The 18,459-nt window shown below is 72.9% G+C and carries 14 protein-coding genes and 3 tRNA genes; 6 read left to right on the forward strand and 11 right to left on the reverse strand.

The window, feature by feature from the left end:
- Positions 1-71 precede the first annotated feature (71 nt).
- The 6 genes from purF to purS form a co-directional block, all read right to left on the reverse strand.
- Positions 72-1,589, reverse strand: coding sequence for an amidophosphoribosyltransferase (gene purF, locus ACFY7H_RS03295; RefSeq protein ID WP_362582099.1), 1,518 nt, complete (start codon positions 1,587-1,589; stop codon positions 72-74).
- Positions 1,590-1,996: 407 nt separating this feature from the next.
- Positions 1,997-2,491 (reverse strand): META domain-containing protein, encoded by a 495-nt coding sequence (locus ACFY7H_RS03300; protein ID WP_388932392.1) that lies wholly within the window; start codon positions 2,489-2,491, stop codon positions 1,997-1,999.
- Between the two features lie 38 nt (positions 2,492-2,529).
- Positions 2,530-3,321 (reverse strand): sterol carrier family protein, encoded by a 792-nt coding sequence (locus ACFY7H_RS03305; protein WP_388932394.1) that lies wholly within the window; start codon positions 3,319-3,321, stop codon positions 2,530-2,532.
- A 161-nt stretch (positions 3,322-3,482) separates the two neighbouring features.
- Entirely contained in the window at positions 3,483-5,756 is a 2,274-nt protein-coding gene (gene purL, locus ACFY7H_RS03310; RefSeq protein ID WP_388932396.1) for a phosphoribosylformylglycinamidine synthase subunit PurL, read from the reverse strand.
- Positions 5,753-6,457 carry a phosphoribosylformylglycinamidine synthase subunit PurQ gene (purQ, locus tag ACFY7H_RS03315; RefSeq protein ID WP_388932398.1) on the reverse strand — a complete coding sequence of 235 codons (705 nt, stop codon included), beginning with the start codon at positions 6,455-6,457 and terminating at the stop codon, positions 5,753-5,755. Before purQ ends, purL begins: the two co-directional genes overlap by 4 nt.
- Positions 6,458-6,459: 2 nt before the next feature.
- A complete protein-coding gene (purS, locus tag ACFY7H_RS03320) occupies positions 6,460-6,705 on the reverse strand; it encodes a phosphoribosylformylglycinamidine synthase subunit PurS (RefSeq protein ID WP_042801325.1) in 246 nt (81 codons plus the stop codon).
- A gap of 349 nt (positions 6,706-7,054) precedes the next feature.
- Here purS and ACFY7H_RS03325 point away from each other — a divergent pair, with 349 nt between their 5' ends.
- From ACFY7H_RS03325 to ACFY7H_RS03350, 6 genes are all read left to right on the forward strand, one after another.
- Positions 7,055-7,372: an Lsr2 family protein gene (locus ACFY7H_RS03325; RefSeq protein WP_388932402.1), complete on the forward strand. Its 318-nt coding sequence runs from the start codon at positions 7,055-7,057 to the stop codon at positions 7,370-7,372.
- Positions 7,373-7,539: 167 nt separating this feature from the next.
- Positions 7,540-7,611: transfer RNA gene (locus tag ACFY7H_RS03330), tRNA-Gly, on the forward strand.
- A gap of 77 nt (positions 7,612-7,688) precedes the next feature.
- Positions 7,689-7,761 (forward strand) — tRNA-Gly (locus ACFY7H_RS03335).
- A gap of 326 nt (positions 7,762-8,087) precedes the next feature.
- Positions 8,088-9,329 (forward strand): sensor histidine kinase, encoded by a 1,242-nt coding sequence (locus ACFY7H_RS03340; protein ID WP_388932405.1) that lies wholly within the window; start codon positions 8,088-8,090, stop codon positions 9,327-9,329.
- The gene (locus ACFY7H_RS03345; protein WP_388932407.1) at positions 9,326-9,937 is read left to right on the forward strand and encodes a response regulator; all 612 of its coding nucleotides are present in this window, start codon (positions 9,326-9,328) and stop codon (positions 9,935-9,937) included. Before ACFY7H_RS03340 ends, ACFY7H_RS03345 begins: the two co-directional genes overlap by 4 nt.
- A gap of 23 nt (positions 9,938-9,960) precedes the next feature.
- A tRNA-Gly gene (locus ACFY7H_RS03350) sits at positions 9,961-10,033 on the forward strand.
- Positions 10,034-10,078: 45 nt separating this feature from the next.
- Here the strand turns inward: ACFY7H_RS03350 and ACFY7H_RS03355 are convergent.
- The 5 genes from ACFY7H_RS03355 to ACFY7H_RS03375 all read right to left on the reverse strand — a co-directional run bounded on the left by ACFY7H_RS03355 (position 10,079) and on the right by ACFY7H_RS03375 (position 18,437).
- The gene (locus ACFY7H_RS03355; protein WP_388932409.1) at positions 10,079-10,996 is read right to left on the reverse strand and encodes a phosphoribosylaminoimidazolesuccinocarboxamide synthase; all 918 of its coding nucleotides are present in this window, start codon (positions 10,994-10,996) and stop codon (positions 10,079-10,081) included.
- A 76-nt stretch (positions 10,997-11,072) separates the two neighbouring features.
- Complete coding sequence (locus ACFY7H_RS03360; protein WP_388932411.1) at positions 11,073-12,542, reverse strand: N,N-dimethylformamidase beta subunit family domain-containing protein; 1,470 nt, start codon at positions 12,540-12,542, stop codon at positions 11,073-11,075.
- A 243-nt stretch (positions 12,543-12,785) separates the two neighbouring features.
- Entirely contained in the window at positions 12,786-14,597 is a 1,812-nt protein-coding gene (locus tag ACFY7H_RS03365; RefSeq protein WP_388932414.1) for a hypothetical protein, read from the reverse strand.
- A gap of 288 nt (positions 14,598-14,885) precedes the next feature.
- Positions 14,886-16,139: a phosphoribosylamine--glycine ligase gene (gene purD, locus ACFY7H_RS03370; protein WP_388932416.1), complete on the reverse strand. Its 1,254-nt coding sequence runs from the start codon at positions 16,137-16,139 to the stop codon at positions 14,886-14,888.
- Positions 16,140-16,199: 60 nt separating this feature from the next.
- A complete protein-coding gene (locus tag ACFY7H_RS03375; protein ID WP_388932418.1) occupies positions 16,200-18,437 on the reverse strand; it encodes a DNA polymerase III subunit gamma and tau in 2,238 nt (745 codons plus the stop codon).
- Positions 18,438-18,459 lie beyond the last annotated feature (22 nt).

The raw sequence follows: 18,459 nt of genomic DNA on the forward strand, positions 1-18,459 counted from the left end.
GGCCCTGGGAACGTGCTGGTCTTCCGGGGCTGGAAGGACAGGGCCCGGCGCAGGTGGTGCTTCAGCCGGTCCTACGGGCGGCGGAGCGCGTCGGCGGCGTCGGTGCCGCCCGCGAGCTCGGTCTCCAGCAGCTGCTTGCCCAGCAGCTGCGGGTCGGGCAGCTCCATGGGGTACTCGCCGTCGAAGCAGGCACGGCAGAGGTTGGGCTTCTGGATGGTGGTCGCCTCGATCATCGCGTCCAGCGAGATGTACGAGAGCGAGTCCGCGCCCAGCGACGTGGCGATCTCGTCGACCGTCATGCCGTTGGCGATCAGCTCCGCGCGGGTGGCGAAGTCGATGCCGAAGAAGCACGGCCACTTCACGGGCGGGGAGGAGATCCGGATGTGGACCTCGGCGGCGCCGGCCTCGCGGAGCATCTTCACCAGGGCGCGCTGGGTGTTGCCGCGGACGATCGAGTCGTCCACGACGACGAGGCGCTTGCCCCGGATGACTTCCTTGAGGGGGTTGAGCTTGAGGCGGATGCCGAGCTGGCGGATCGTCTGCGAGGGCTGGATGAAGGTCCGGCCGACGTAGGCGTTCTTGACCAGGCCGGAGCCGTAGGGGATCCCGCTGGCTTCGGCGTATCCGACGGCGGCGGGCGTGCCGGATTCCGGCGTCGCTATCACCAGGTCGGCCTCGACCGGGGCCTCCTTGGCGAGGCGGCGTCCCATCTCGACGCGCGAGAGGTAGACGTTCCGGCCGGCGATGTCGGTGTCCGGGCGCGCCAGGTAGACGTACTCGAAGACACAGCCCTTGGGCTTCGCTTCCGCGAAGCGCGAGGTGCGCAGGCCGTTCTCGTCGATCGCGATGAGCTCGCCCGGCTCGACCTCGCGGACGAAGCTTGCTCCGCAGATGTCGAGGGCGGCGGTCTCGCTCGCGACCACCCAGCCGCGCTCCAGGCGGCCGAGGACCAGCGGGCGGATGCCCTGCGGGTCACGGGCGGTGTAGAGGGTTCCCTCGTCCATGAAGACCAGGGAGAAGGCGCCCTTGACCTGGGGGAGGACCTTGGCGGCCGACTCCTCGATGGTCAGGGGCCTGCCCTCGTCGTCGGTCTGGCCGGCGAGGAGGGCGGTGACGAGGTCGGTGTCGTTGGTGGCGGCCACCTGGGTGGCGCGGCCGTCCTGACGGGGGAGGTCGGCGACCATCTCGGCGAGCTCGGCGGTGTTCACCAGGTTGCCGTTGTGACCCAGGGCGATCGAGCCGTGGGCGGTCGCCCTGAAGGTGGGCTGAGCGTTCTCCCAGACGGAGGCACCGGTGGTCGAGTAGCGGGCGTGACCGACCGCGATATGACCCTGGAGCGAGCCGAGAGAGGTTTCGTCGAAGACTTGGGAAACGAGGCCCATGTCCTTGAAGACGAGGATCTGGGAACCGTTGCTCACAGCGATTCCCGCGGACTCTTGTCCGCGGTGCTGCAGTGCATACAGTCCGAAGTAGGTGAGCTTGGCGACCTCTTCACCCGGAGCCCAGACACCGAAGACGCCACAAGCGTCCTGGGGGCCCTTCTCGCCGGGGAGCAGGTCGTGGTTGAGTCGTCCATCACCACGAGGCACACCACCGAGTGTAGGCGAGATCGACCACTGGTCCGAATTGGGGACGGCCGGGAAATGTCACAGCACGGAGGGTGACGGAACGGCCCCGGCTGGTGTTCCGATCACTTTGTGCGGAGCTACGAATAAGGCGGCCGAAAGAGGCGCGGCGATGGCCTCAGAGTGACCGGACGGTCACCCTCGCGCCGCCCCGCACAAGGATCCGGCTGACGGCGCGAGCGCCGACGGACGCCCTTCCTCCCGGTCACAACTCTTTCCCGCTTTTCATGATTTCGCTCCTCCGGGCGGCGATCCCCGGTGCGATGGGTCCGGCCGCGACCGCCCGGCAGCGGCGAGGCCCGACCCCGGCGCGAAGCCCCTGTGTCTTCGTACGAGCCGACGTCGCCCCAGGCGCCGTCCGCGCGGCCGGATCACTCCGCGGACGAGGCCGCCTCGGCGGTCAGCGAGTCACCCTCAGTGGCCGTGAGGGTGAGGTTCCGACCCTGGATCCGCCAGCTGAGGGGACCGCTGCCGAAGAGGGCGGTCAGGGCCCGTTCCAGCTCGCCCGCCGGGCCCTCGCAGGCCATCCGGGTCGTGGTCAGCGGCCCCAGGGTCAGGGTGGGGCCGTCGACGGCCGCCGGGGCGCTGAAGCGGTTGCAGCCGAGGGTGCCGCTCGCCCGCCCGTCGGGGGTGAGGGTGAAGCGGGCCGCCCGGCCCTCGGGGGCCGCGGTCCCGGCGACGGAGCCGACGATCCACACGGTCGCGGTGAGCGGGGCGTCGGGGAGCGGCGCCGTCGTCGTGGCCGGCCCGGTCGGGGCGGCGGCGTCCCGGACCCGCCCGTCCGGCCCGCACGCGGCCAGGGCCAGTACGGTCAGGGCCAGTACGAGGCCCAGGGCGGCGTTCGTGAGGTGCCTGAGGGTACGCATGCCCCTGGGACGGGCCCGGTCCCGGCCCGGTTCCCCCCTCAGCCCATCAGGGGCAGCAGCGCGGACAGGTCGGCCCGCTCGCCGCTGGCGCTGACCCGGGCCGCGTCCAGCTCCGCGGCCCAGCCGGTACGGCCCGTCGCGAGCCGCACCCAGGTCAGCGGGTCGGTCTCCACCACGTTCGGCGGGGTGCCGCGCGTGTGGCGGGGGCCCTCGACGCACTGGACGACCGCGAAGGGCGGGATCCGCACCTCGACGGAACCGCCGGGCGCCTTGAGCGCGAGGGCGTCGGCGAGCAGCCGCGTACAGGCGGCCAGGGCCTGCCGCTCGACCGGGATGTCCAGTCCGGCGGCGCGGTTCAGGTCGTCGGTGTGGACCACCAGCTCCACCGTCCGGGTGACCAGGAAATCGGCCAGGGTCATGTCGCCGATCCACAGGTCCAGCACCCGGCTGCCCCGGTTCGCGTCCAGCGCCTGCGCCATCCGGGCCGCCGCCCGCTCGTACAGCTGGGGCAGCGGCTCCCCGCCGAGGGCCTCGCGGGCGGCCTCGGAGATCTTCCCGGCGAGGGAGGCGGTGGCGAACGGCCACTCGACGGCGGTCAGCTCGGCGACGGCGGCGGGCGGCCGGGCCAGGCCGGACGCCAGCGAGTCCGCGACCCAGGCGACGTGCGCGGCGAGTTCGGCCACGGACCACTCCCCGAGCCCGCTGGGCCGCGTCAGCTGCTCCGGGGTCAACTCCCCCACGGCGGCGGCGACGTGCCCGAACTGCGCGGTGATCGCGGTGCGGATCTTCGCCTGGTCGTACGTGCGCGGCTTCTTCCTGGCGGGCGGCATGCCCCGACCCTACTCGGGCCCCGGCAGCGGGCGTGGGCCTTGCGCACCTCGCCGGGGCGGTCCCGGGGCAGCCGCACACGCACGGTCGGGCGGCGCCGCCAACGCCGCGGGCCCCCGGCCGGAGGGAATCCGGCCGGGGGCCCGCGGGAAGAACGGCGGGATCAGGCCAGCAGGGCCGGGATCGTCGCCTCGTGGGCCTCGCGGAGCTCGGCCAGGGGCAGGGTGAACTCGCCCTGGATCTCGATCTCCTGACCGTCCACCACGCCGATGCGGGTCGCGGGCAGGCCACGTGCGCCGCACATGTCGGTGAAGCGGAGCTCCTCGCTGCGCGGGACGGCCACGACGGCGCGGCCCGCGGACTCGGAGAACAGGAAGGTGAACGCGTCCAGGCCCTCCGGGACCACGATCCGGGCACCGTTGCCGCCCTTGAGGCAGGACTCGGTGAGCGCCTGGATGAGGCCGCCGTCCGACAGGTCGTGCGCCGCGTCGATCATGCCGTCGCGGGAGGACGAGATCAGGATCTCGGCGAGCAGCTTCTCGCGCGCCAGGTCCACCTTCGGCGGCAGGCCGCCCAGGTGGTCGTGGACGACCTGGGACCAGGCCGAGCCGCCGAACTCCTCGGCCGTGTCGCCCAGCAGGTACAGCAGCTGGCCGGCCTCCGCGAACGCCATCGGCGTACGGCGGTTGACGTCGTCGATGACGCCGAGGACCGCCACGACCGGGGTCGGGTGGATCGCGACCTCGCCCGTCTGGTTGTAGAGGGAGACGTTGCCGCCGGTCACCGGGGTGCCCAGCTCGAGGCAGCCGTCGGCGAGGCCGCGGGTGGCCTCGGCGAACTGCCACATGACGTCCGGGTCCTCGGGGGAGCCGAAGTTCAGGCAGTTCGAGATCGCGAGCGGCTTCGCGCCGGTCGCGGCGACGTTGCGGTACGACTCCGCCAGCGCGAGCTGCGCACCCGCGTACGGGTCGAGCTTGGCGTAGCGGCCGTTGCCGTCGGTGGCCATGGCGACGCCGAGGTTGGACTCCTCGTCGATGCGGACCATGCCCGCGTCCTCGGGCTGCGCCAGGACGGTGTTGCCCTGCACGAAGCGGTCGTACTGATCGGTGACCCAGGACTTCGAGGCCTGGTTCGGGGAGGAGACCAGCGCCAGGACCTGCGCGCGGAGCTCTTCCGGGGTCCGCGGACGGGGCAGGGCGCCCGCGTCGTCGGCCTGGAGGGCGTCCTGCCACACGGGACGGGCGTAGGGGCGGTGGTAGACCGGGCCCTCGTGGGCGACGGTGCCCGGGGGCACGTCCACGATCTGCTCGCCGTGCCAGAAGATCTCCAGGCGCTCGCCGTCGGTCACCTCACCGATGACGGTGGCGATGACGTCCCACTTCTCGCAGATCTCCATGAAGCGGTCGACGTACTGCGGCTCGACGATCGCGCACATGCGCTCCTGCGACTCGCTCATGAGGATCTCCTCGGGCGAGAGCGTCGCGTCGCGCAGCGGGACCGTGTCGAGCTCGACGCGCATGCCGCCGGAACCGGCGGAGGCCAGCTCGCTCGTGGCGCAGGAGAGCCCGGCACCGCCGAGGTCCTGGATGCCCGCGACCAGCTTCTCCTTGAAGATCTCCAGGGTGCACTCGATGAGGAGCTTCTCCTGGAAGGGGTCGCCGACCTGGACGGCGGGGCGCTTCTTGGGCTTGCCCGTGCCATCGGCACTGTCAGACGCAGCGTCGAAGGTCTCGGACGCGAGGACCGAGACGCCGCCGATGCCGTCGCCGCCGGTGCGGGCACCGTAGAGGATGACCTTGTTGCCGGGGCCGGAGGCCTTGGCGAGGTGGATGTCCTCGTGCTTCATCACGCCGATGCAGCCGGCGTTGACCAGCGGGTTGCCCTGGTAGCAGGCGTCGAAGACGACCTCGCCGCCGATGTTGGCCAGGCCCAGGCAGTTGCCGTAGCCGCCGATGCCCGCGACGACGCCCGGCAGGACGCGCTTGGTGTCGGGGTGGTCGGCCGCGCCGAAGCGCAGCGGGTCGACGACGGCTACGGGGCGGGCGCCCATGGCGAGGATGTCGCGGACGATGCCGCCGATGCCGGTGGCCGCGCCCTGGTAGGGCTCGATGTACGAGGGGTGGTTGTGGGACTCCACCTTGAAGGTGACCGCGTAGCCCTGGCCCACGTCGACGACGCCGGCGTTCTCGCCGATGCCGACGAGCATGGCGTCGTTCTGGGGGACCTTCTCGCCGAACTGCTTCAGGTGGACCTTGCTGCTCTTGTACGAGCAGTGCTCGGACCACATGACGGAGTACATGGCGAGTTCGGCGCCGGTGGGGCGGCGGCCGAGGATTTCGCGGATCCGGGCGTACTCGTCCTCCTTGAGGCCGAGCTCCCTCCACGGCTGGGAGGCGTCCGGCGTCTCGGTGGCGTTCTTTACGGTGTCGAGGCTCATGCGCTGACCAGCTTCTTCAGGACCGACGTGAAGAACGGGAGGCCGTCGGTGCGGCCGGTCCCGATCAGCGGCTCGACCGCGTGCTCGGGGTGCGGCATGAGGCCGACGACGTTCCCCGCGGCGTTGGTGATGCCGGCGATGTCGCGCAGCGAGCCGTTCGGGTTACCACATCCATCAGCGGCTTCGCCGCGGACGACGTACCGGAAGGCCACTCGGCCTTCGGCCTCCAGTTCGTCGAGCGTGCGCTCGTCGGCGACGTACCGGCCGTCCATGTTCTTGAGCGGTACGGAGATCTCCTGGCCGGCGGTGTAGTCGCCGGTCCACGCGCTCTCCGTGTTCTCCACCCGCAGCTTCTGGTCGCGGCAGATGAAGTGGAGGTGGTTGTTGCGGAGCATCGCCCCCGGCAGCAGGTGGGCCTCGGTGAGGACCTGGAAGCCGTTGCAGATGCCGAGGACGGGCATGCCGGCCTTGGCCTGCTCGATGATGGTCTCCATCACCGGCGAGAACCGGGAGATGGCTCCGGCGCGCAGGTAGTCCCCGTAGGAGAAGCCGCCCGCGAGGACGACCGCGTCGACCTGGTGGAGGTCCTTGTCGCGGTGCCACAGCGAGACCGGCTCGGCCCCCGCGAGGCGGATGGCGCGCAGCGAGTCACGGTCGTCGAGCGTTCCGGGGAACGTGACGACTCCGATGCGAGTGGTCACCGTCAGGCCTCGACCTTCACGGTGAAGTCTTCGATGACGGTGTTGGCGAGGAACGTTTCGGCCATCTTGTGGATGCGGTCGAGGGCGGCCTGGTCGACCGGTCCCTCCACCTCCAGTTCGAAACGCTTCCCCTGGCGGACGTCGGCGATCCCGTCGAAGCCCAGGCGCGGCAGTGCACGCTGCACCGCCTGGCCCTGGGGGTCGAGGATCTCCGGCTTGAGCATGACGTCGACTACGACGCGTGCCACTGGCACTCCCGATGAGGTGGTTGGTGCGAAGGCGGTTCCCTCAGCGTACCCGCCCGAAATTTCTACGCGGGTAGATATCCTGTCGGCCCGATCCGCACGCCGTTTCGGCTTCACCAACGCTTCGCAAAATCCACCGGAAAACCACGCGCCCGGGATTGCGGCGGGACACGCGGGGAGAATTAACTGGGCTTCGCAATTCAATGCGAATCGCGGTACAAAGGAATCAGTCGAGACCGTGACATTTGCCGCTCCGCGACGGGTACGGTTTGACGCATTCCACCGAAACATCCACACAGGCGACATCACCGCACGTCAGCGCGCGGCGAAGCGCACGAAGGGACCGATATCCGTGGCGCAGCGCGTAGTAGTCACGATCTCCGACGACCTCGATGGCGGAGAAGCGGCGGAAACGGTCACGTTCGCCCTCGACGGTAAGTCGTACGAGATCGACCTCAATGAGGCCAACGCAAAGAAACTGCGGAAGACCCTGGCCCCCTTCGTGGCCGCGGGCCGCCGCCAGTCCCGCTCGGGGAAGGCTTTCAAGATGACGTCGATCGCCCCGGACCCGGCGGTCGTACGGGCGTGGGCCCGTTCCCACGGGCACGACGTGCCGCCTCGGGGCCGCATCCCCAAGGCCGTCTACACGGCGTACGAGGAAGCCCACTGACCCACCCCTGACCCACCTCGCGGAGCGTCGGGCGGGCGGCCACCGGTCGCCCGACGGCCGGCCCGGAGGGGTCCCCGCGACCCGGATTTGCCATGCACCCCCTCTGATCGGCTAATGTGTGGATCACGCCGAGGGGCGAGGCCGAAAGGCCCGAACCCCGAAGTCGTGCGGGTGTAGTTCAGTAGCAGAACACCCCCCTTCCAGGGGGGAGGCGCAGTGTGCAATCCCTGTCACCCGCTCTGCACGCTTTACCGACCACGGTTGTGGATCAGGTAGAGTAGTGCTCGCATCGCGACGGCCCCGGTCGTAGCGAGATGCGGACGTAGCTCAGTTGGTAGAGCACCACCTTGCCAAGGTGGATGTCGCGCGTTCGAGTCGCGTCGTCCGCTCAGAGAGCGAAGGGCCCCGATCGGAATCCGATCGGGGCCCTTCGTCATTCCCGCTTCCCGCTTCCCGCACCCTTCGTGGCGCACGTCACATTCAATGACAAATGTCATCGCGGCCCGTGACAGCGCGCACTGCCGCGAACTCCGCGCCGCCGCGAGGCTGGATCCACGGTGACGGACGAGGCGGCGTCGCCGGCCCACGAGACGGTGCGGCGGCCACCACGCTGGCCTGGATGATCGTCACGGTGTTTGCTGTCCAGCGGCGCTCCCGCGGGACAGCGCGGCCGCCAGTCACGCACGTCAGAGGAAGAGCCGGGGGGGACGGGACCGTGTCGAAGCTGACCGGGTGGTGGGGGAACCGCAGCAGTGCGGGGAAGGTCGAGCTGTACACCCGCTGGTCCTTCCACTTCTTCGTACTCGTGGAGATCGTGTCGTTCGGGCTCGTCGCCCTCACCGGCCGGGAGAACGACACTCCCCGGCCGCTCGGGGTCACGGCCTTCCTGGTGGTCTGCGCGCACGCCGTCCTCGTCGGCTTCCTCTCCTCCAGGGCGCTGGACTTCGTGTCCGGCCGCCGCGAACCGCCCGTGCGGCTCGCGGTGGTGACCTCGGCCCTCACCGCCGCGGCCGTCCTGCTCTTCCTCTTCCTGCGCCGCTTCGGCACACTCGACGAGTTCGCGGCGCCCGGTCTGGTGGTGGGGGTGAGCTGCTTCGGCTGCGGATCCCTCGTACTGACCCTGGAGAAGGTCCGGCACATGAGGTACGTGCCGCTGGCCGCCGCGGCCGGGACCGCGGCGGTCGTCGCCGCGCTGGGCCTGGACCTGGACGAGGTCGTCGGCTACTTCATCGCGGTCCTGATCGCCGGCGCCTTCCTCGCCTTCACCTGCGGGTTCTCCGGATGGCTGCTGCGCACCGTCTACGAACTCGACCACGCCCGGGAGATCCAGGCCCAGCTGGCGGTCGCCGAGGAGCGGCTGCGGTTCGGCCGGGACCTGCACGACGTGATGGGCCGGAACCTCGCGGTGATCGCCCTCAAGAGCGAACTGGCGGTGCAGCTGGCACGGCGCGAACGCCCCGAGGCCGTGGACCAGATGATCGAGGTCCAGCGCATCGCTCGCGAGTCGCAGCGGGAGGTGCGCGACGTGGTGCGCGGGTACCGCGAGGCGGACCTCGCGGTGGAACTGGAAGGCGCGCGCGGGGTGCTGAGCGCGGCCGGGATGGACTGCCGGGTGGAGTTCCGTACGTCGGCGGTACGGACGCTGCCGGGCGAGGTGCAGTCGGCGCTGGGCTGGGTGGTGCGGGAGGCCACCACGAACGTGCTGCGGCACGGGGACGCGCGCAGCTGCCTGATCCGGCTGACGGCGGCGGAGCCCGGGGACTCGGTGACGCTGCTGGTGGAGAACGACGGGGCGCCCGACGCCCCCGCCGGAATGCCCGGGTCCGGGCTGACGGGGCTGCGTGAGCGGCTCGCGGCGGTCGACGGGACCCTGCTGGCGGGGCCGGCCGAGGGCGGCCGGTTCCGGCTGCGGGCCGAGGTGCCCCTGGACACACGACGAGTGGAGGTGCGGGCGTGACCCCCGTACGGGTACTGCTGGCCGACGACGAACACCTGATCCGGGGCGCGCTGGCCGCACTGCTGGGCCTGGAGGACGACCTCGTGGTCGTGGCCGAGGCGGCCTCCGGACCGGAGGCGCTGGCGATGGCGCGGGCGCACCGGCCGGACGTTGCGGTGCTGGACCTCCAGATGCCGGGCGCGGACGGTGTGAGTGTGGCCACATCGCTGCGGTCCGAACTGCCCGACTGCAAGACCATGATCGTGACCAGTCACGGCCGTCCCGGACACCTGAAGCGGGCGCTCGCGGCGGGCGTGCGGGCCTTCGCGCCGAAGACGGTCTCGGCACAGCGGCTGGCCGAGCTGATCCGCACCGTGCACGCCGGAGGGCGTTATGTGGACCCGGAGTTGGCGGCCGACGCGATCAGCGCCGGCGACTCGCCGCTGACGGCCCGCGAGGCCGAGGTGCTGGAACTCGCGGCGGACGGGGCGCCGATCGCGGAGATCGCGGAAAGGGCCTCGCTGTCGCAGGGAACCGTGCGGAACTACCTGTCGTCGGCGGCGACGAAGCTCGGCGCGGAGAACCGGCACACGGCGGTGCGTTTGGCTCGGCAGCGGGGTTGGGTATAGTAGTTCTCGCGTTACGGCGCAGTGCGGACATAGCTCAGTTGGTAGAGCACCACCTTGCCAAGGTGGATGTCGCGCGTTCGAGTCGCGTTGTCCGCTCAGAGTGCGAAGGCCCCGATCACCGATCGGGGCCTTCGTCGTTCCTCAGGCGCCGGTGACCGAGGCCCAGGACTGGCCGGTGAGGCGCTCGTAGGCCTCGACGTACTTGGCGGACGTCTGCTCGGCGACCTCCTGCGGGAGGGCCGGCGGGGGGAGTTCGCCGTGGCGGTCCCAGCCGGAGGCCGGGGAGGTCAGCCAGTCACGGACGAACTGCTTGTCGAAGGACGGCTGCGCGCGGCCCGGCTCCCACAGGTCGGCGGGCCAGAAGCGGGAGGAGTCCGGGGTGAGGACCTCGTCGGCGGCGACCAGCCGCCCGTCCTCGTCGAAGCCGAACTCGAACTTGGTGTCCGCCAGGATGATCCCGCGTTCCCGGGCGATCTCGCGCGCCCGGGAGTACACGGCGAGGGTGGTCTGGCGCAGCATCGCGGCCGTCTCGGCGCCCGTGGTGCGCGCGACTTCCTCGTAGGAGACGTTCTCGTCGTGCTCGCCGACCTCGGCCTTGGCGGCCGGGGTGAAGATCGGGGCGGGCAGCTCGGAGCCGTCGACGAGGCCCTCGGGGAGCGCCAGTCCGCAGACCGTGCGGCTCTGCCGGTACTCGGCGAGGCCGGAACCGGTGAGGTATCCGCGGGCCACGCACTCGACGGGCACCATCTTGAGGTTCTGGCAGATCAGGGTGCGGCCGGCCCAGTCGGCGGGGGCGCCCGCGGGCGGCTCGGTGCCGAGGACGTGGTTGGGGACCAGGTCCGCGAGCTGGTCGAACCACCACAGGGAGAGCTGGGTCAGGACACGGCCCTTGTCCGGGATCTCGGTGGGCAGCACCCAGTCGAAGGCGGAGATGCGGTCGCTGGCGACCATGACGAGCCGGCCGTCCTCGTCCCGGTAGAGGTCGCGGACCTTGCCGGTGTGGAGGTGGACGAGGCCGGGCACCTGCACCGGCTCGGGCTTTTCGACGAATCCGGACACGGGGTCTCCCTGTGGTTCTGTACGAGCGCGCCCCCATTCTCCCGTACGGGCCCCCGTGCACCGGTCAGGGGGTCGCTCAGTCCCGCTTGCAGATCCGGTCGAGGAGGTTGGCCGTGGCCCGCTGGACCCGCTCGTCCACGTGCCCCGGGCGGTCGAGCGCCGGGGACCAGGCGAAGGTGCCGGACGCGAAGACCAGGGCCCCGCTCGGGGCCCGGTACAGGGAGGTCTCCTGGTGCCGCTTGGCCCCCTCGCCGTCGAAGTAGGGGGAGTGCGCGAGCAGGATCCGGTCCTGGTGCTCGGGGAGCTGGACGCGCGGGAAGTAGCGGTCGGCCTCGCCCGCCACCATCCCGTCCAGCTCGTCGTTCTCGGCGGCGCCGGTGGAGTCCCAGAGCCAGTGGGAGGCGTTGCGGACGATCAGCGGCGCGGGTTCGGGGACCCGGCCCGCGTACTGGATGCCGAGCAGCTGCTGTTCGGGGCGGTCGATCTCGCGCCACAGGCTGGGGCGGCCGGGGCCGCGGCGTTTTCGGCAGGTCAGGAGCCGGTCCTCGACGCCGGAGGGCGAGGGGGACAGCTCGACCTGCCAGTACATGGTGTTGGCGGAGAGGAAGACGAGGGAGGTGCCGTGGTCGCGGGCGCGCTCGACGGTGCGGCGCATGGGGACCGACCAGTACTCGTCGTGGCCGGGGAAGACCAGGCCCCGGTAGCGGGTCGGGTCGATGCGGCCGGCGTGCAGGTCGCGGGTGTCGGCGTAGGCGAGGTCGTAGCCGTAGCGTTCGGCCCAGCGGATGAAGTCGTAGGCGTGGCCGACGTGCAGGGGAAGGCCGGCGCCCGCGTAGGGGCGGTCGAAGGACACGGTGGTGGCGGCGTCGCGCTCGCCGAGGAGCCGGCCCTGCTCGTCCCAGGCGTGGTAGAGGCTGGCGCCGGTGCGGCCGTCCTCCGGGTAGAGGTTGTAGGCCTGCCAGGTGATGTCCGGGAGCAGGAGCAGGAGGTCGGCGGGGTGATCGTCGCGGACCGTGAAGGGGATGTGGGAGCGGTAGCCGTCGGCGGTGGTGAGGACGGCCACGTACGCGCCGATGCTCCAGTAGGAGGGGACCTGGAGGCGCCAGGAGAGCCACCAGTGGTGGCAGGAGACGGTGCGGTCGGCGGTGAGCGGGGGCGGCTGGACGATGCCGGACAGCCGGGGGCTGGTGGTGATCTTGGAGGCGCCGTCCCCGCCGTAGTGGCCGATCCGGTAGACGTCGACGGAGAACTGCTGGGGCGGGTCGACCGTGATGTGGAAATCGATGGCCTCGCCGGGGGCGACGGCTCCGGTGGAGGCGAAGCCCTTGATCTGCCGGTGGACGTCGTCGGCGGTGCGGGGGCCGCCGCGGGGGTTCTGGCCGGGGACGGCGAGCGCGGGGCCCACGTACCAGGGCACGACCTGCCCGGTGTCGTCGAAGTACACCTCGCTGCCCCGGAACCAGGGCAGGGGCCCCTGGCCGAAGGGGTCGTTCACCGCGTGCGCGAGCGCACCCGACTCCCAGCGCCGGATCTGGTCCGCACCCATACCGTTCCCCTCCCTCATCCCCCGAACGTGTGCTCCCGTTGGTCCGCGGCGGGTTTTCGGACACCCATCCGCGACCGGTCCCCAGCACATCACATAACGCACTCACTCCGTCACCGTTCGTCGTGAATTGACGTGACCGGAACGTAGCGCGCCGCCCGGGACGCGCCGGGCGCCGTGCGCGCCGGGGCGGCGCGGTGGTGCCGGTGACCGCGCGGGCCGGGGCGGCGCGGTGGTGCCGGTGGGTCAGAGGAGGCGGACGGGCTTCTCGGGGGGTACGCCGAGTTCGTCGAGCCAGTCGCGCAGGGGCTCCGGGTCCCCGTCCTCCACGAGGGAGAGCACCCGGGGGGCGAGGTCCGCGCGGCGCTCGCCGCCGACGAGCAGCACGGGCCCGTCCAGCCAGTCCAGGCCGGGACCCGCGCCGGCGGAGTCCACGGCGGCGCAGCACACCAGGGCGGTGACGTGGTCCGCCAGCAGGTCGCGGCCGCTGCGCGGGGGCTGGAGGGGAAACAGCGGCAGCGTGTCCGCGCCGCCGCGCGGCCGGGGGCTTCCGGCTCCGGCGGCGCGTTCCTCCCGGGCCAGGTCGCCGCTGAGCCGCCCGGCGAGGGCGTCTCCGGCGGCGCCGTCCCCCGAGGGGTCGGTGAGGTAGCCGAGGATCCGCTCGAGCGTCGGCCCGCCCTGGGAGGCCGGTTCACCGAGGGCGGCCCGGTCCGCGGGCCGGGCGGCGGCCGTGGTGGAGGCCGTGGCGGGGCCGGCGGGGTGGCCGGGGCCGGTGCTCGCGGACCCCGGGACTCCGGCCTGGGCGGGGGCTCCCGTGGCCGCCGGGACCGGCTCCCCCGGCGGCCGGGAGCGGTCCGGCCGGGCCGGAGCGGCCGGGGACGGTGCCGGGCCGGCCGGGACGGACAGGGCGTCCAGGGCGGCGTGCAGGCGGGCCGCCTCGGTACGCCACTTCCGGTCCACGACCTCCTGCGGGTAGGCCGTCCAGTCCACCGGCGCCCAGTCGGGTCCCGCCTCGGCGGGGCCGCCGTGGAACAGCCGGGCCGCCAGCAGGGAGGCGGCCTCGTCGACCACTCCGGGCTGCTCCAGCAGGTCGCAGGCGGGGCGCTCGCCGAGCCGCGAGGTGAACCCCTCGGCCAGCCGGTCCCGCCGGGACAGTTCGGTCAGGGCGGAGACCACCCCGACGTCGAGGTGCGCCGGCCAGCGGCCCATCCGCCAGGCCGGCAGCGCGACCCGGGTCAGCAGCCGGTCCCAGCCCGCGTAGGCGAGACCGACCTGCTCCTGGGCGACGATGCGCAGCGCGTAGTCCACGTCCTGCGCGCGGTCGGAGGCGGCCGCGGCCACCCCGCGCTCCATCTCGGCGGCGTCCGTCCGGCACAGCCGCAGCAGCAGCCGGGCCGGGCGGGCGATCCAGCCCAGCCCGCGCCTGCCGCCCACGTCCACCGCCGCGTCGAGCCCCCGTACGAAGCCGCGCGCGTCGGCTATGTCCGGGTGCGCGGAGGGACCCGTACCGGCGACGACGGGCGCGAGGACGGCCCGTAGCTCGGCGACCCGCATCCACCACAGGAACGGCGAGCCGATCACCAGCACGGGGGCCGCGCCGGGCTCGGACTCCGGGCCGCTGCCTATGCCGGACCGGCGGTGGGCCGCATGGGTGCGGTCTTCCAGCCAGCTGTCGCAGTCCGGGGTCAGCGCTATCGCGGAGGGCGCCGGGACGTCCATCCGGTCGGCGAGGTCCCGCACGAGCCGGTAGAGATCGGGGGCGGCGGCCTCGGGCAGCGGCACCGTCGGGGTCACGGCGGGACCCGCGCGCAGCACCACCGCGCCGAATATCCCGCCCGCCAGCAGCACCAGCGCGGCCACCGCGCAGACGGCCAGGGTCACCGCCGGCCAGGGATCCCCGGCCAGCCGGCCCGTCATACGGGCGGCGAGGAGCACCACCGCGACGGCGGCGGGCAGCAGCACGACGGCCATGGCTCTGCTGCGGACCCGCAGCACGGCGAGGGCCCGCGACCGCGCGGACGGCGCGCCCACTTCTGCGTTCGAACCGGTTCCGGACACGACCGGACCTCACCCCCTCTGCCCTGCGGCGGCTTTGCTCACTCCCCCACTGTGACACCCGCCACTGACATCGCAATGCCGGTGGGCCAAGTGCCGGAATGCTTGCGCCGCACCCTAGTTGGGGCGGGCGCGGCAGTCAGGCACTCCGGGGGACGATCACCCGATGGAATGGCTTTGGGTAAAGGTGGGTGCGTTCGAAGGCGGCCGGATGCAGTCGCACGCGCATACACGCGCGGGCCCGGTGCGCGTCTTCGCGCCCCCGGGCCCGCCTCGTGACAGCCGTGCTGGTCAGCGGCCTTCGGCCGCCTTGGCGGCGATGTCCGTGCGGTGCTGCGAGCCGTCCAGCCTGATCCGTCCGACGGCCTTATACGCCTTCTCGCGCGCCTGCGCCAGATCGGAACCGGTCGCCGTCACCGAGAGCACGCGGCCGCCCGCGCTGACCACCGCGCCGCCCTCGCGCCGGGTCCCGGCGTGCAGCACGTACGCGTCGGGCGCGTCCTGCGCGGCCACCTCGTCGAGGCCCTCGATCGGATCACCGGTGCGCGGGGTGTCCGGGTAGTTGTGCGAGGCGATGACCACGGTGACGGCCGCGTCGTCGCTCCAGTTCAGCGGCGGGAGGGCGTTCAGGGTGCCGTTCGCGGCGTTCAGCAGCACGCCTGCCAGCGGGGTGCGCAGCCGGGCCAGGACCACCTGGGTCTCGGGGTCGCCGAAGCGGGCGTTGAACTCGATGACGCGGGTGCCGCGGCTGGTGATGGCCAGGCCCGCGTAGAGGAGCCCGGAGAAGGGGGTGCCGCGGCGGCGGAGCTCGTCGACGGTCGGCTGGAGGACCAGTTCCATGACCTCGTCGACCAGCTTCGGGTCGGCCCACGGGAGCGGCGAGTACGCGCCCATTCCGCCGGTGTTGGGGCCCTCGTCGCCGTCGAGCGCGCGCTTGAAGTCCTGCGCGGGCTGGAGGGGCAGCACGGTGACGCCGTCGGTGACGGCGAAGAGGGAGACCTCGGGGCCGTCGAGGTACTCCTCGATGACGACCCGCTCGCAGGCCAGCGCGTGGGCGCGGGCGGCGGCGCGGTCCTCGGTCACCACGACGCCCTTGCCGGCGGCCAGGCCGTCGTCCTTGACCACGTACGGGGCGCCGAAGGCGTCGAGGGCCGCGTCGACCTCCTCGGCGGTGGTGCAGACGTAGCTGCGCGCCGTCGGCACCCCGGCCGCGGCCATCACGTCCTTGGCGAAGGCCTTGGAACCCTCCAGCTGCGCGGCCTCCGCGGACGGGCCGAAGACCGGGATGCCGGCCGCGCGGACGGCGTCCGCGACACCGGCGACCAGGGGCGCCTCCGGTCCGACGACGACCAGGCCGGCGCCGAGTTCGGTGGCGAGGGCGGCGACCGCGGCGCCGTCGAGGGCGTCGACCGGACGCAGCTCCGCCACCTCGGCGATCCCGGCGTTGCCGGGGGCGCAGTACAGCGCGGAGACGTCGGGGTCGAGGGACAGAGAGCGGCACAGGGCGTGTTCGCGGGCGCCGCCGCCGATGACGAGGACCTTCACGCCGCCCAGGGTAGCCCGGACGGCGCGGCCGGTTTCGTGCGGCCACCCAATCAGCGCGGGCTACTCATTCGTGTATTCCTCCACAACGGTCGCTCCGAGCTCGCGCACGATCAGCTCGTGTCCGGTCAGGGCGCTGTCGACGAGGTCCGGGTCGTCCTCCTCGGGTACGTCGTCCTCGGGGGCGACCGGCGGGGGCGCCTGCTGTACGGGCGGCCGCGGCGCGGAAGCCTGCTGCTGGGGCGGCGGCTGGTGGGCGGGGGCCTGCGGCTGCTGGGGCGGCGCCTGGGCCGGCCGGTCCTGGGGGGCGGGGGGCGGGCTGTGGGCAGGGGCGGCCGGGGCGGAGTAGGAGGAGTACGAGGAGGACGCGGCCGGGGCCGGGCCGCCCCCGCCCACCACGGCGTCGATCTTCCAGTTGACCTGGAACTGCTCGGCCAGGACCGCCTTCAGGACGTCCTCGCTGCCGCTGCTCGCGAAGTTGTCGCGGGCTCCGGCGTTGGGGAAGCCGAGCTGGAGGGTGGTCCCGTCGAAGCCGGTGACCTGGGCGTTCTGGCTGAGCAGGATCCAGGTGAAGCGCCGGCGGTTCTTGACGGCCTCCAGGACGCCGGGCCACATCGCCTGGACCTGCCCGACTCCACCGGCCATGTCGGCGGAGGGCGCGGCGGCCGTCGGCGCGGGCGCGGAGCCGGACGCCGCGGGGGCGGCGGCGGGCGCGGGGGCGGGGGTGGCCGGTGCCGGGGTGCCGCTGCCGGGCACGGCGGCGCTGGGCCACGCCCCGGCGGCGGGGGCCACGGGGGCGGCCGGGGCGGCGGCCCCGGGCCAGGCACCGCGCGCGGGCGCGCCGCTGCCGGGCTGCGCGGCCCCGGGCCAGGCGCCGGGCGCCTGCGCGGGGGCGGCAGCCGGGGCGGGGGCCTGCGCGGCGGCCGGGGCGGCGGCCGGAGCCGGGGCGGGAACCTGCGCGGGCGGGGCCTCCGCTGCGGCCTCCGGCCCGGGACCCCGTACGGCGGCACGCGCGGCGGCGACCCCGCCGCCGGGCCCGGCCGGGGCCATGGCGTGCGCCTCGGGGCCGGGCACGTACCCCATGACGGGCGCCGCGACGGGCGCGACGGCGGCCACGGGCGGCGCGGCGAAGGCGGCGGGGGGCCCGCTGCGCTCCAGCCGGTCGAGCCGGGCCTGGAAGGAGCGCTCGTCGTCGAAGGCGGCCGGCAGCAGCACCCGGGCGCAGATCAGCTCCAGCTGCAGCCGGGGCGAGGTGGCACCCCGCATCTCGGTGAGCCCGGCGTTGACCAGGTCGGCGGCACGGCTGAGCTCGGCGGCCCCGAACACCGACGCCTGGGCCTGCATCCGCTCCACGACATCGGCGGGGGCGTCGATCAGCCCCTTCTCCCCGGCGTCCGGCACGGCGGCCAGGATCACCAGGTCGCGCAGCCGCTCCAGCAGGTCGGCGACGAACCGGCGCGGGTCGTTCCCGCCCTCCACCACCCGGTCCACGACCTCGAAGGCGGCGGCCCCGTCCCCGGCGGCGAAGGCGTCCACGACGGAATCGAGCAGCGATCCCTCCGTGTAGCCGAGCAGGGAGGTGGCCATGGCATACGTCACACCCTCCTCGCCGGCACCGGCGAGGAGCTGGTCCATGACGGACATGGAGTCACGCACCGACCCGGCGCCGGCGCGCACGACGAGCGGCAGCACCCCGTCCTCGACCCGTGCCCCCTCGCGCCCGCAGACCTCGCCGAGGTACTCGCGCAGCGTCCCCGGCGGCACGAGCCGGAAGGGGTAGTGGTGCGTCCTGGACCGGATCGTCCCGATGACCTTCTCGGGCTCGGTGGTGGCGAAGATGAACTTGAGGTGCTCCGGCGGCTCCTCGACCACCTTCAGCAGGGCGTTGAAGCCCGCCGAGGTGACCATGTGGGCCTCGTCGATGATGTAGATCTTGTACCGGCTCGACGCGGGCCCGAAGAATGCCTTCTCGCGCAGGTCACGGGCGTCGTCCACACCACCGTGCGAGGCGGCGTCGATCTCGATCACGTCGATCGATCCCGGCCCGTTGCGGGCCAGGTCACGACAGGACTGGCACTCCCCGCAGGGGTCGGGGGTCGGGCCCTGCTCGCAGTTCAGACACCGGGCGAGGATGCGGGCGCTGGTCGTCTTTCCACAGCCGCGCGGGCCGCTGAACAGGTACGCGTGGTTGACCCGGTTGTTCCGCAGGGCCTGCATCAGCGGGGCAGTGACATGCTCCTGCCCGATGACCTCGGAGAACGACTCGGGGCGATAGCGGCGGTACAGCGCAAGGGACGACACGTCTACGAGGTTATCCGGGCCC

Origin of the sequence: Streptomyces sp. NPDC012794 (assembly GCF_042901085.1) — a bacterium.
In the GTDB taxonomy this organism is placed as follows: Bacteria; Actinomycetota; Actinomycetes; order Streptomycetales; family Streptomycetaceae; genus Streptomyces.